15 protein-coding genes and 1 pseudogene are annotated in these 12,406 nt (G+C 60.1%); 11 read left to right on the top strand and 5 right to left on the bottom strand.

Features of this window, described 5'->3' with window-relative positions; all coding sequences use genetic code 11:
- Positions 1-31 precede the first annotated feature (31 nt).
- Together ACQZ5K_RS16440 and ACQZ5K_RS16435 are read left to right on the top strand one after the other, a co-directional pair.
- Positions 32-436 carry a hypothetical protein gene (locus tag ACQZ5K_RS16440; protein ID WP_448740952.1) on the top strand — a complete coding sequence of 135 codons (405 nt, stop codon included), beginning with the start codon at positions 32-34 and terminating at the stop codon, positions 434-436.
- Positions 437-672: 236 nt separating this feature from the next.
- A complete protein-coding gene (locus tag ACQZ5K_RS16435) occupies positions 673-1,965 on the top strand; it encodes a GGDEF domain-containing response regulator (protein ID WP_448740865.1) in 1,293 nt (430 codons plus the stop codon).
- Positions 1,966-1,980: 15 nt separating this feature from the next.
- Here ACQZ5K_RS16435 and ACQZ5K_RS16430 read toward each other — a convergent pair whose 3' ends face one another.
- Entirely contained in the window at positions 1,981-2,742 is a 762-nt protein-coding gene (locus ACQZ5K_RS16430) for an SOS response-associated peptidase (protein ID WP_448740864.1), read from the bottom strand.
- 35 nt (positions 2,743-2,777) lie between these two features.
- Positions 2,778-3,101 (bottom strand): annotated as a pseudogene (locus ACQZ5K_RS16425) (YnfA family protein).
- 132 nt (positions 3,102-3,233) lie between these two features.
- Here ACQZ5K_RS16425 and ACQZ5K_RS16420 point away from each other — a divergent pair.
- The 9 genes from ACQZ5K_RS16420 (at position 3,234) to ACQZ5K_RS16380 (ending at position 9,208) form a co-directional block, all read left to right on the top strand.
- Positions 3,234-3,650, top strand: coding sequence for an NUDIX hydrolase (locus tag ACQZ5K_RS16420; protein ID WP_448740863.1), 417 nt, complete (start codon positions 3,234-3,236; stop codon positions 3,648-3,650).
- A gap of 113 nt (positions 3,651-3,763) precedes the next feature.
- Positions 3,764-4,201, top strand: a complete 438-nt coding sequence (locus ACQZ5K_RS16415; protein WP_448740862.1) for a TIGR02301 family protein — start codon at positions 3,764-3,766, stop codon at positions 4,199-4,201.
- 105 nt (positions 4,202-4,306) lie between these two features.
- On the top strand, positions 4,307-4,564 hold the full coding sequence (locus ACQZ5K_RS16410) for a hypothetical protein (protein ID WP_003501987.1): 258 nt from the start codon (positions 4,307-4,309) through the stop codon (positions 4,562-4,564).
- A 14-nt stretch (positions 4,565-4,578) separates the two neighbouring features.
- A complete protein-coding gene (locus ACQZ5K_RS16405) occupies positions 4,579-5,346 on the top strand; it encodes a hypothetical protein (RefSeq protein WP_448740861.1) in 768 nt (255 codons plus the stop codon).
- A 122-nt stretch (positions 5,347-5,468) separates the two neighbouring features.
- Positions 5,469-6,317 (top strand): CAF17-like 4Fe-4S cluster assembly/insertion protein YgfZ, encoded by an 849-nt coding sequence (gene ygfZ / locus ACQZ5K_RS16400; RefSeq protein ID WP_448740860.1) that lies wholly within the window; start codon positions 5,469-5,471, stop codon positions 6,315-6,317.
- Positions 6,318-6,319: 2 nt separating this feature from the next.
- Positions 6,320-6,943, top strand: coding sequence for a YfbR-like 5'-deoxynucleotidase (locus ACQZ5K_RS16395; protein WP_448740859.1), 624 nt, complete (start codon positions 6,320-6,322; stop codon positions 6,941-6,943).
- Positions 6,940-7,458, top strand: coding sequence for a tyrosine phosphatase family protein (locus tag ACQZ5K_RS16390; protein ID WP_003520667.1), 519 nt, complete (start codon positions 6,940-6,942; stop codon positions 7,456-7,458). Before ACQZ5K_RS16395 ends, ACQZ5K_RS16390 begins: the two co-directional genes overlap by 4 nt.
- 75 nt (positions 7,459-7,533) lie before the next feature.
- Positions 7,534-8,355, top strand: coding sequence for a mechanosensitive ion channel family protein (locus tag ACQZ5K_RS16385; protein ID WP_078054114.1), 822 nt, complete (start codon positions 7,534-7,536; stop codon positions 8,353-8,355).
- 166 nt (positions 8,356-8,521) lie between these two features.
- The gene (locus tag ACQZ5K_RS16380; protein ID WP_448740858.1) at positions 8,522-9,208 is read left to right on the top strand and encodes a metal-binding protein ZinT; all 687 of its coding nucleotides are present in this window, start codon (positions 8,522-8,524) and stop codon (positions 9,206-9,208) included.
- Between the two features lie 52 nt (positions 9,209-9,260).
- On the opposite strand, the gene ACQZ5K_RS16375 is transcribed toward ACQZ5K_RS16380, so the two are convergent.
- From ACQZ5K_RS16375 to ACQZ5K_RS16365, 3 genes are all read right to left on the bottom strand, one after another.
- Positions 9,261-10,079, bottom strand: coding sequence for an ABC transporter permease (locus ACQZ5K_RS16375; RefSeq protein WP_003520664.1), 819 nt, complete (start codon positions 10,077-10,079; stop codon positions 9,261-9,263).
- Positions 10,076-10,864, bottom strand: a complete 789-nt coding sequence (locus ACQZ5K_RS16370; protein WP_003520663.1) for an ABC transporter ATP-binding protein — start codon at positions 10,862-10,864, stop codon at positions 10,076-10,078. The genes ACQZ5K_RS16375 and ACQZ5K_RS16370 overlap by 4 nt, the downstream gene beginning before the upstream one ends.
- A 253-nt stretch (positions 10,865-11,117) precedes the next feature.
- The gene (locus tag ACQZ5K_RS16365; protein WP_448740857.1) at positions 11,118-12,161 is read right to left on the bottom strand and encodes an ABC transporter substrate-binding protein; all 1,044 of its coding nucleotides are present in this window, start codon (positions 12,159-12,161) and stop codon (positions 11,118-11,120) included.
- Positions 12,162-12,406 lie beyond the last annotated feature (245 nt).

The raw sequence follows: 12,406 nt of genomic DNA, 5'->3' as shown, positions 1-12,406 counted from the left end.
TCGCACAAGCCGGCGCAGGATGTGACGCAAAATGTCGCAGCCTGAAAAGCCGGCTTCGTTTTTCTTCGCCTCGAATCCGTCAAGATTAGCCGCGAAAGAAGTGGCTCACACGCATCGCAACGGCGATTGGCGTGAATTGTGGAGAGAGAGAAATGACGAACGAGACGAAGGCGCAGCCCTAGGCGAAGCCCGACCTCAACAGCCACTACCGCCCGCTCGGACTGAAGGCCGTTGCGGCCGCAGCCCTGATGCTGAAGCGCAAGCCCGCCGCCAAAACCGCCTGAAAATATTCGATTTTTTGATTTTTCGAATTTTGCGGACTGCCCGGAAAACGGAACGTTTCCAACGGAAAATCAACAATCACGCGGCGCCTTTTCCGGGCGCCGTTTTTATTTCAAGCACTGCCGCTAAACTGCAGAGCGTCAGTCTTTCATAAAATCGGCAGCCTTCTGTAACGAAGCTGCAACGAAAGTGTAGTAAAAAGCTCGCCTTCCACAAGAAGGCTATACGAACACCGACGTATAGATTAGTGAATACAAAATAACTTTTCTATTCCGCATTTTTTTCCACAACAATGCATAAGCCGGCTTTCGAATCCGCAGACACGCGGATGACGAATATTCGGCGTTGAGGGAAGATTGTGAAGACAGGCCAGGGGGGCTTGGGACGGCCATGCAGGATAAAATCCTTCTGATTGAAGATTCCGTTGCTCTTTCCATGCTGCTGAAGACGCGGCTTTCGGAAGAAACGGAAGCCGAGGTCGTCCATTGCGACAGCATGGCCGCGGCCGATACCCTCATGCAGGCCCATAATTTCACGCTGGCGCTGACGGGCCTTAACCTGCCCGATGCGCCGAAGGGCGAAATTCTCGCACTTCTATCCGAGCGCAAGGTGCCGGCCATCGTTTTCACCGCCACGGTGGATGAGGAGGCGCGCAAGCGCTACGCCGAAAAGAAGATCATCGATTACATCGTCAAGGACGGCCATCGCACCGTCGATGCGGTGGTCAGAACGGTCCAGCGGATTTTGAGCAACAAGCTCTTCTCCGTTCTGGTCGTCGATGATGTGCGCACGGCCCGCTCCGGTCTTGTGGAAATTCTGGAGCGGCAGAATTTCAGGGTCAGCGAGGCCCATTCGGGCAAGCAGGCGCTGGAAATACTGTCGCAAGACCCGACGATCCAGCTTGTCATCACCGACTACCATATGCCCGACATGGACGGTTATGAGCTGACGCGCCGCATCCGCGACAGCCGCTCATCCGAAGATTTGCGGGTGATCGGCATATCGTCCTCCACAGACCGGTTGCTTTCGGCAAGCTTCCTGAAGGCCGGCGCCTCGGATTTCGTCTACCGCCCCTTCGTGCCCGAAGAATTGCAGTGCCGCATCGATAACAATATCGAGACGTTGAAGCAGCTTAAACGCCTGCGTGAACTGGCCGAACGCGACCACCTCACCGGCCTGCCGAACCGCCGCTCCTTCTTCGAGCGCACGCGGGCGCTGATGGATGTCATCAACGGCAATGACGAAAGCGGCGCCGTCGCCATTCTCGACATCGACCATTTCAAGAAGATCAACGACACGCTGGGCCACGATGCCGGCGACAGGGCGCTGAAAAAACTGGCAGAACTGCTGCATGACATGTGCGGCGAGCAACGCCACATTCCCGCCCGCCTCGGCGGCGAGGAGTTTGCCGTGTTCCTGCGCGGGCTGGATGCGCGCGCCGCCTATCAGTTCTGCGAGGAGCTGCGCGGACAGGTGGAAAAGAACGGCCGGCAGCTGAGCGGCAGCAGCCTCGCCCTGACGATTTCGCTCGGCGTCGTGGAGATCGAAAAGGGTGAACCCTTCGACAACCAGCTGAATGCGGCCGACCAGCTGCTTTATCTCGCCAAGGCGAATGGCCGTAACCGCGTTTATTCCGATATCATGATCCAGGAAGGCCTGCAGAAGATCGGGCGGAAGGGCTGATCCTCTCGGGTGCCGTCAAAACAATGACATCTGCCCTTCGTCCTTTACCGGCTTGATCTTCGCCAGCGGCGCGCTTTCCGGCACCGGCTCGATGAGATCCGCGCCGACATTCGCGACCTTGTTGACCTTGTCCGATACCGGGATCATCTCGAAAAAATCATCCTGAACCGGCCGCATCAGATCGGCGACCTCGCGCGGCTCCTGGGTCTTGCAATCCAGCCAGCGGCTGAAATCCTCGGGCGCGATGACAACAGGCATGCGGTCGTGAATGCGGCCAATTGCGGCATTGGCGGCGGTAGTGAGGATCGCGCCGGTGTCGACCTCCGAGCCATCGGCGGAAGACCAGGTTTCCATGAGACCGGCGAAGGCGACGATGCCGCCGCTTTTCGGGCGGATGAAATAGGGCTGCGGTTTGCCGCCCTCCTCCTTCGGCGAGCGTCGCCATTCGTAAAAACCGGTTGCCGGAACCAGCACGCGGCGATGGCGCATGGCGGCGCGGAAGGAGGCCTTGCCGATGGCGGTTTCCGACCGCGCATTGATGAGCAGCGGAAAATCCTTCGGATCCTTCACCCAGCCCGGCATAAAACCCCAGCGGACCAGCACGGCCCGGCGATTGGGCAGGTTGCTGCCGCGCTCCTGCCGCTCCCCCTCCATCACGACCAGAATGGGCTGCGTCGGCGCGATGTTGAAACGGGCGGGAAAATCCTCAAGGCCGATCAGATCGAGATAATCGGCGATCTCTTCCGGCGTCGCCTTCAGCACGAAACGTCCGCACATGGCCTTCTCCTTGAGCATTGTTCACCGGAAATGTTCTAGGCCCTTGGCCCGAACAGGATGATGGCGGTGCCGGCAAGGCAGACGACGCCGCCGGCAATATCCCACCGGTCCGGCGCATGCCCTTCCACGCCCCAGAGCCAGAAGAGCGAAGCAGCAATGTAAATCCCGCCATAGGCGGCTTAGGCCCTGCCCGCCGCCTCTGTCGGAACCAGCGTCAGAAGCCACGCGAAAGCGGCCAGCGCCACCATGCCGGGCAGCAATATCCACCCAGTCTTGCCGAGTTTCAGCCAGGCCCAGAAGGAAAAGCAGCCGGCAATTTCGGCAAGAGCCGCCAGAACATAGATAAGATAGACCTTCATTCCACCGTCTTTAGCATGCACAATCGCGCCAGTTCCGGACTATAACCATCGGCACGGAAACCGGAATCGATTTTTCCGAGCCACGTACCACTATAGACAGGCCGGCAACGGCCGAAACAAGCGAAACCATTCATGACCCTCCGTATCAAGCCCCGCCCCGCCTCCTCCGCCATTGTCAGGAACGGCGACCGGCTGCTTCTCGTGCGCCGCATCAACCCGCCTTCAAAGGACATGTTCGCCTTTCCGGGCGGTCGCGGCGAAGACGGCGAAACGCCGGCCGAAACGGCGCTGCGCGAATTGCACGAGGAAACCGGCATCGTGGCGCGCCGGCCGCAGCTTTTCGCGACATACGATCTTCCCTCCCGCGACGCCGAAGGGGTGCTGACGAGCCACTATTTCCTGTCGGTCTTCACCGTGGAAACCGATGCCGATCCGCTCGTGACTGTCGGTGACGATGCGGTGGATGCGGGCTGGTACACATTGGCGGAAATCCGCCTTCTGCCGGCGCCGGAAAGCGTCGTCGAATGCGCCGAACGCCTGCTTGCATGATTGCCAGCCAGCCAGAATCGCTATTATCTAGGGCTGATCCGCCCGCCGGATGGTCACGAGCCAACAGTTCACGAGCCAATAGTTCACGAGTATGTGTGGGGCAGAATAGAATTTTGATACGGCCAACCATCTTCCTGTCTCTTTTTCTGACAATGCTTGCCACCGCCGGGCAGCAGGGCGTCGCTTATGCGCAGCCTTCAAAACCCGGTTCCGAGGTGCGTCCGGCGGAAACCGCGCCGCCCAAACCGGCCCCTTATGACGACAAGCTGGCACGGCTGTCGGAGATACTGGGCGCGGTGCAATATCTCAGAACCCTGTGCCCTTCTTCCGGACCGGAGGACTGGCGCAGATCGATGAGCGATCTTCTGGCTGCGGACACGGCCAACGAACCTGAACGACGTCAGCGCATGACGGCTGCATTCAACCGTGGATACCGCTCCTTTGCGGCCATCCACACCAGTTGCACACGCGCCGCCATCATGGCAGAAGAGAACTACCGTAACGAAGGGGCAACACTCGCGCAGGAAATCGCGTCCCGGTTCGGAAATTAGAGGATTATTAACCTCTTTTCGCCGCAGGCCGTGCCGTTTTGATAAAAGGCTGCTAGTGTTGTTAACAGGGTGGTAAGGACTTGCCCGCCCTGTCGAGGATGAAAGATGCAGACAAGCCGTAACGAAATCGACGATATGATCGTGCATGAAAAGATGCAGGTCGCTCTGGAACACCAGAACGAGGCATGGGCTGACGGCATGGCCGACGGCATCGAGCCGGAGATCATCGCCGATGCCGCCATCGCTCTGGCCATGCGCGAAACCATCCGTATCCATGGCGAGGCCGGCGCTGAAGCAATGCTGGAATCGCTGCGCCAGCGCATGCTTCAGGGCGAATTTTCGCCGCAGCGGGTAATACAGTAAAGCCGGGGTCTATCATGTCTTGCCTGAGCAAGGGGCTTTTGCGCTCTTCCGCCCTGCTGTCCATCCTGCTTGCCCTGACCGCCGGGCCGATTGGCATGCCAGGCCGCGCCTTTGCCCTTTCCGAGCTGAAGCCGGCGCAGAACACCGAAAGCGAGCCGAAGGCTGAGAATGGCGGTGAGCCGCAGCAGGCCCAGCCTGCGGAGCCGGACGAAATCGAAGGCGATTCGGAAGGCATTCCCCTGCCCGACCCGCTGGTGGACCGTTCCGCCAATCAGTCGAACCAGCAATCCTCCAAGCCCGACAACACGCCTGAAATGTCCGTTGTGATCGAGCACGACATTTCCAAGGCGCCGGAACCCGTGCGCAAGCTGCGCCAGCAGATTATCGATGCCGCCGCCTCCGGCGATATCGAAAAGCTGCGGCCCTTCATCGCCGCCGGCCAGAAAGAATTCCGCATCGACGGCAATGACGGCGAAGACCCGATTGCGGCGCTGAAAAGCTATTCAGGCGATCCTGACGGGCTGGAAGTGCTGGCGATCATCATCGACCTGCTGTCGACCGGATATGCCCATATCGATGCCGGCACGCCTGACGAAGCCTATGTTTTCCCCTATTTCGCCGGAAAGCCGCTGAATACGCTGACTGCGCCGGAAAAGGTGGAGCTTCTGCGCATCATCACCGCGGGCGATCTGGCGGACATGCAGGAATTTGGCAATTACAGCTTCTACCGGGTCGGCATTTCGCCTGACGGCAAGTGGAAGTTCTTCACCGCCGGCGATTGATCGCATCGCGGTGCTTGCCGTTCTCTGGCAAAAATCCTAACTGTGCGGAATGAGCATTCCGGCAAAGCGCATCTGCTTTTTGCCGGAGATCACAGAGTCTCGACGAACCGAACGGTGACGCCATGCCTTCCGCCCTTCTTGCCGACCGCCGCCTGATCCGGGTTTCCGGCACCGGCGCCGAGGAATTTCTGAACAACCTCATCACCGCAGATGTTGAAAACCTGCCGGAAGGCGAAGCACGGGCCGCAGCCCTTCTGACGCCGCAGGGCAAGATCCTGTTCGATTTCATGATCTGGCGCGATGGCGGGGATTATCTGATCGAGACGGGCGCTGCAGAACAGGACGCGCTGCTGCGCCGCCTGACCATGTACAAGCTGCGTGCACCGGTCGATCTCAAAGCCGAGACTGTCGAAGGCGTGAGTGTTTTCTGGAACGAGACTGCGCCGACGGCAGGCATTCGGGATGGTCGTTTCGGCAAGGCCGGCATCGATCTTTACCGTATACCGGGCGCGTCCGCATCCGGCGGCATCGCGGCTTATGATGCGCTCCGTATCGAGCATGGGATTGCCGAATCCGGCCGGGATTATGCGTTGCAGGATGCCTTTCCCCATGACGTGCTGATGGATGTGAATGACGGCGTTTCCTTCAGGAAGGGCTGCTTCGTCGGTCAGGAAGTCGTCTCGCGCATGAAACATCGCGGCACGGCAAGACGCCGCGTCGTCACCGTTTCGGCCGAAGGCGCGCTTCCCGCCAGTGGGACGGAGATGACCGCCGATGGAAAACCGATCGGCGCGCTCGGAACCGTTTGCGGCAACAGGGCGCTTGCCATTGTGCGGATCGACCGCATTGCCGATGCGCTCGCATCCGGCACGCCGCTTCTGGCGGAGACTGTCCCCGTGACCGTGGCGCTGCCCGCCTGGAGCGGCCTTTCCTTCCCGGCGGCTGATCCGGCAGCGCGGGCGGAGGACTGAGAGTGGCGCCTGCAAAAAGCCCGCGCGCCTGGCAGCGCATGCTGTCCGGCCGGCGGCTCGATCTGCTCGATCCTTCGCCGCTCGATGTGGAAATCGCCGATATCGCCCACGGTCTTGCCCGCGTTGCCCGCTGGAACGGCCAGACACGCGGCGACCACGCCTTTTCCGTCGCCCAGCATTGCCTCATCGTCGAAACCATCTTCTGCCGCATGTGCACAGGCGCGACGCCTGACGACATGCAGATGGCGCTTCTGCACGATGCGCCGGAATATGTCATCGGCGACATGATCTCGCCGTTCAAATCCGTGGTCGGCGGTGGTTACAAGACCGTGGAAAAACGGCTTGAAGCGGCCGTGCATCTGCGTTTCGGCCTGCCGCCGCATGCATCGCGCGAATTGAAGGACCGCATCAAGAAGGCCGATACGGTCGCCGCCTTTTTCGAGGCGACGGAGCTTGCCGGTTTTTCTACCGCCGAGGCGCAGAAATTCTTCGGCCTGCCGCGCGGCATTACCCGCGACATGTTCGACATCACGCCCCTGCCCTCAACCGAAGCGCAAAAGCTGTTCATCGAACGTTTCGAGGCGATCGAGGCGATGCGTGCGGTCAAGACGGGGAGTGCGACATGACGGCCATTGTCGTATCGCCGCTGTCGCGGATCGCGGAGATGGCCGTCAAACACAAGGCCCGCGAAATGGTGACGCTGATCGCCAAAGAGCAGTCCTTTCACCGTCCCGCCGTCATTGCCGCAGGCCGGCATCTGACGCTCGCCATGAACGACATCGCATTCAAGGGCACCGCCGATCTCATCGCGCCTGACGATGCACATGTGCTGAAGCTGATCGATTTCGCCCGCGAATGGGACCAGTCAGCACCACTGCTCATCCATTGCTGGATGGGCGTTTCCCGCTCACCCGCAGCCGCCGTCATCGCCGCGCTCAGCCTTTATCCCGATCAGGATGAGATGGAACTTGCGCTGCGCCTGCGCGCCGTCTCACCCTATGCCACGCCCAATGCACGCATCATCGCCATCGGCGACCGTCTGCTCGGGCGCGATGGACGACTGGTGGCGGCAATCAAAAAAATCGGCAGGGGCGCGGATACGGATGGTAACGTGCCCTTCGTGCTGCCGCTCGGCAACTGAGGTCGTTTTGGCGGAACCCTCACGGCGTCCAGTCGTTACCAACCCTGAAGAGCAATGAAAATCACAGGATAATTTATGGAACAACAGGCAACGGATATCATCGTCGCATCGCAGGCGGCGTTGCAGCAGGCAAGCGCGCTTGCGGTGCAATATTCCTTCTCGGTCGTCGGTGCGCTTCTGCTGCTGATCATCGGCTGGCTGGCCGCCACTTTCCTGCAACGCTGGGCTTTTCAGGGCCTGTCGCGCATTCGCGGCTTCGATGCGACACTCGCCGGTTTCTTCGCCGGCGCCATCCGCTATGTGGTTCTCATTCTGGTGCTGGTCATGGTGCTTGGCCAGTTCGGGGTGCAGACGGCCTCCATTCTCGCCGCCCTTGGCGCCGCCGGTCTGGCCATCGGCCTTGCGTTGCAGGGCACGCTGCAGAATATTGCCGCCGGCATCATGCTTCTGGTACTGCGCCCCTTCCGGGTCGGGGAATACATCGAGACCAGCACGGTCAGCGGCACGGTGATCGAGATCGGGCTGTTTGCGACCGAGCTGAAGACCAGCGACGGACTTTACCGTCTCGCCCCCAACTCCACGCTCTGGAACGTGCCCATCACCAATTACAGCCGCTTTCCCTCGCGCCGTCACGAACTCAGCCTGACGGTCAAGAATGACGAGGATCTGGCGGCCGCACAGGATATGCTGATGAAAGTCGTGCGTTCGGAGAGCCGGGTTTTGCTGGACCCCGCCCCCGTTACTTTCGTCGATTCGGTCAGCGCCGACAGCGCCACCGTCAAATTGCGCTACTGGGTACGCAGCGACACTTATTTCGCGACGACCCGCGATGTGACGAAAGCCATGAAACTCGCCTTCGACGAGCGCAAGGCGGAAGTGAGCGCCCAGCCGGCCTGAGACCTTACGTTTCCCTTTTTTCCAAGCGCGGTGGCTGCAACAGCCATCGCGCTTTTTCGTTGCGCCACCTTGCAGCGCGCACTTGCATCCCGCGAATGCGGTCTCTATAGGTCGATACGTAATGTTATTACGTAACTATCTTCGTCGATATGAGAGGGCCGAAACAATGCAGAAGATACTCACCCGCGTCACCGGCGCCGTCGCACTTGGTTCCCTGCTGCTGGCGGCGACCGCGGCAATGGCTGCCGGTGGCGACAAATCCGCTGCCCACAGCCACGACCACGGGCACGATCACGGCCACCAGATGACCGAGGCTGAAAAGCAGATCTACAAGGGTTATTTCGAGGATGCGCAGGTGAAGACGCGCACGCTTTCCGACTGGGAGGGCGACTGGCAGTCGGTCTATCCCTACCTGTTGAACGGCTCGCTCGATTCCGTCATGGCCGAAAAGGCGGCGCATGGCGACAAGACGGCGGCGGAGTACCGCGCCTATTACGAGATCGGTTACAAGACCGATGTGAACCGCATCGTCATCAAGAGCGACAGCGTGGCGTTTTATAAGGACGGCAAGCCCGCTGAAGGCACCTATGTCAGCGATGGCCATGAAATCCCGACCTACAAGAAGGGCAATCGCGGTGTCCGCTACATCTTCAAGAAAACCGGCGGCGATGAGGCCGCACCGCAATTCATCCAGTTCAGCGACCACTCCATCGCCCCGGTCAAGGCGGGCCATTACCATCTCTACTGGGGCAACGACCGCAAGGCATTGCTGGACGAAGTGACCAATTGGCCGACCTATTACCCGTTCCTGATGGACGGCGGCGATATCGTGGAAGAAATGGCGGCGCATTAACTTCGCACGACATTCCGGCACGGGCATATTCTTCATGCCCGTGCTGCATTCCTTATTGCCCCATGGTGGAGCGATGCGCCCAGCCGGTCATGCGCTTTTCAAGCCAGGCCATGATCGCATACATGACGATGCCTTCCACCGCGAGCATCAGCAGACCGGCAAAGACGAGCGGCACGTTGAACTGGCTCTGCGCCGAACTCATCATGTTGCCGAGGCCGTAATTGGAAGCGACGGTTTCCGACACGACCGAGCCGACGAAGGCGAGCGTGATGGCGATTTTCAGCGAGCCGAAGAAATAGGGCATGGAACGCGGAATGCCGACCTTCAGCATGATGTCCATCTTCTTTGCGCCAAGCGCCCGCAGCACATCCTCCGTTTCCGGCTCTATGGTGGCAAGCCCAGTCGCGACGTTGACGACGATGGGGAAGAAAGAGATCAGGAAGGCGGTCAACACGGCAGGCACCGTGCCGATGCCGAACCAGATGACGAGGATCGGCACCAGCGCCACTTTCGGGATGGCGTTGAAGCCGATCATCAGCGGATAAAGCCCGGCATAGATGGTTTTGGACCAGCCGATGAACAGGCCGATGGCGAGACCGGCGGCCACCGCAATGGCGAAACCCAGCGTCGTGGTATAAAGCGTCTGCAGCGAATTCTTCCAGATCGGCGACCAATATTGCACGATGGCCTGTCCGACCCTTACCGGTGACGGCAGAATGGTGGGCGGCATTTTCAGCGCGTAGACCAACAGTTCCCACAACACGAAAAGCGCCAGAGTATAAAGCCAGGGGGCGGCTTTCACCCAGTTGACGCGGGCAATCAGCGGCTTGCGCGGCTCGGCCGCAACGGTGCCTTCCATGATCGCGCTCATGCCGCCACCCTCGCCTGCGCGATCTCGCCATGCAGTTCCTGCACCATGTCGTTGAAACCCTTGTCATACATGATATCGAGCTGGCGCGGGCGGGCAAACGGCACGCGATGTTCCGCCAGCACGCGGCCCGGCCTTGCGCTCATCACGAAAATCTTGTCGGCCAGAAATGTCGCCTCGCGCAGATCATGGGTCACGAGGATGATGGTGACGCGCTGCGCGGCGTGCAGGTCGCGGATGACGCACCACAATTCCTCGCGGGTGAAGGCATCGAGTGCGCCGAAAGGCTCGTCCAGCATCAGCAGTTCCGGTTCGTGGATCAGGGCCCGGCAAAGATTGGCGCGCTGCTGCATGCCGCCGGAAAGCTGCCAAGGATACTTCGAACCGAACCCCTTCAGACCGACGATTTCCAGAAGGCGCTCGGCTTTCGCGACATATTCCGCCTTGTGGGCGCGCAGGCGTCGGCGATGTTTCTCGACGATCTCCAGTGGCAGCAGGATGTTCTCAAGCGTGGTGCGCCAGGGCAGCATCGTCGGGTTCTGAAACGCCATGCCGACAATGGAAACCGGCTCCGTCACCTGCCGCCCGGCAACGATGACATTGCCCTTCTGCGGAATGTGCAGCCCCGTCACCAGCTTCATCAGGGTCGACTTGCCGCAGCCGGAGGGCCCGACCACGGCCGCGAATTCGCCCTTGTCGACCGTCAGGTTCAAACCGGATACGGCCAGCGTGCCGGCGGAACCGCCATAGCGCATGTCCACACTGTCTATTTCCACGAGATGTGACATTGCTGTCCCCTATTTTGGCGCGCGCCCGCGGCCCCATCATCCTCGCCTCAATTTCGAGGCAATCGCTTACGCCCGGCGTCGCTGCTTGTTTCTTCTCCCCGCCGGGGAGAAGGTGGCCCGAAGGGTCGGATAAGGGGGCAACGTCAGCGATAGACCGCACCCTTGCCCCCTCATCCCGCTGCCGCGACCTTCTCCCCGGCGGGGAGAAGAAATTTGCGACGCCCGCTCGCTCTATCCGCAACGGCTATCCCAATCAGGGAAGCATGCGCTCTTCCTTGGCCGGCAGATAGGTCGCGTCGAAGACCTGTTCCGCCTTGACGTTGCCCTTCAGGCCGAGGGAAACTTTCAGCGTCTCGATGGAGGCGGAAAGCCGGGCCGGATCGACGCCGCCCATGCCGTTCTCCACCACATAGGGCGTCTTGATATTCATGCTGTTGGCCATGTTGAGGCGTTCAAGCTCGATGGCGCTGTCGAGCGTCTCGTTGCGCTTGAGCACGGCCGCCACGCCCTCTTCGGGGTTCTTGACGGAATCGGCGAAGCCCTTGGCCAGCGCTTTCAGGAAGCCCTTCACGGCATCCGGGTTTTTCTCTGCGAAATCAGTGTTTACCAGCACCGCATTGCCATAGAGATTCAAGCCGTGCTCGGCCATCAGGATGGTCGAGATATCGTCATCGGCGATGCCCTGTTTCTTGAGGTTGAGGATCACCGAAAAGGCAAAGCCGAAAACGGCGTCGACATCGCCCTTGGCGAGCATCGGTTCACGCACCGGAAAACCGATCGATTCGATCTTGATCTTGCTGTCATCGAGACCTGCGACCTGCTTGAAGGCAGGCCATTGCGCGAAAGCGCCATCCGGCGGCGGCGCGCCGAGCTTCTTGCCTTCCAGCGACTTCGGATCGCCGGTGACACCGAGCGACTTGCGGCCCACCACGGCAAAAGTCGGGCGCTCATAGACCATATAAACGGCCTTGATCTTCTGGCTGGGATCCTCGTCGAGGAACTTCATCACCGAGTTGATGTCGCCGAACCCCATCTGATAGGCGCCGGTCGCCACGCGCGGAATGGCTTCCACCGAGCCGTTGCCGCTATCGATGGTGACATCGAGGCCTTCAGCCTTAAAGTAACCCTTGTCGAGCGCCAGCAGGAAACCGGCGGCGGGGCCTTCGAACTTCCAGTCGAGCGTGAATTTCACCGGCGTTTCGGCCCGCGCCTCGACGACCGGCAGCGAAAAACCACCGGCTACACCGATGGCGGCAATGGCCAGAGCCCTGGTCAACAACCTGCGCGTTAAAATCATCTATTCCCCCTGATGGTTTTGTTGGATTGGTTGCATAAGACCCAATTCCAGCCCTCAAGGCAAGATAAAATTGCATACAAAATAGCCGTTATTTTGTATGCTTATTTTATATGCACAAACACGCGCAAGGCAGGCAAAAAGCTGGCATCTTGCCCATCGCGCATGCAACGAAGCGAAAGCGGGATCGTTCACGCAGAGAACACAGCGTTCTCATTTGCCGGGGTTGCGGATCAGGGGCAGCGTGC

Source organism: Agrobacterium sp. 22-226-1 (genome assembly GCF_053522345.1).
Note: the sequence above shows the minus strand (reverse complement) of the source record. Positions and strands in the feature narration are given on the sequence as shown.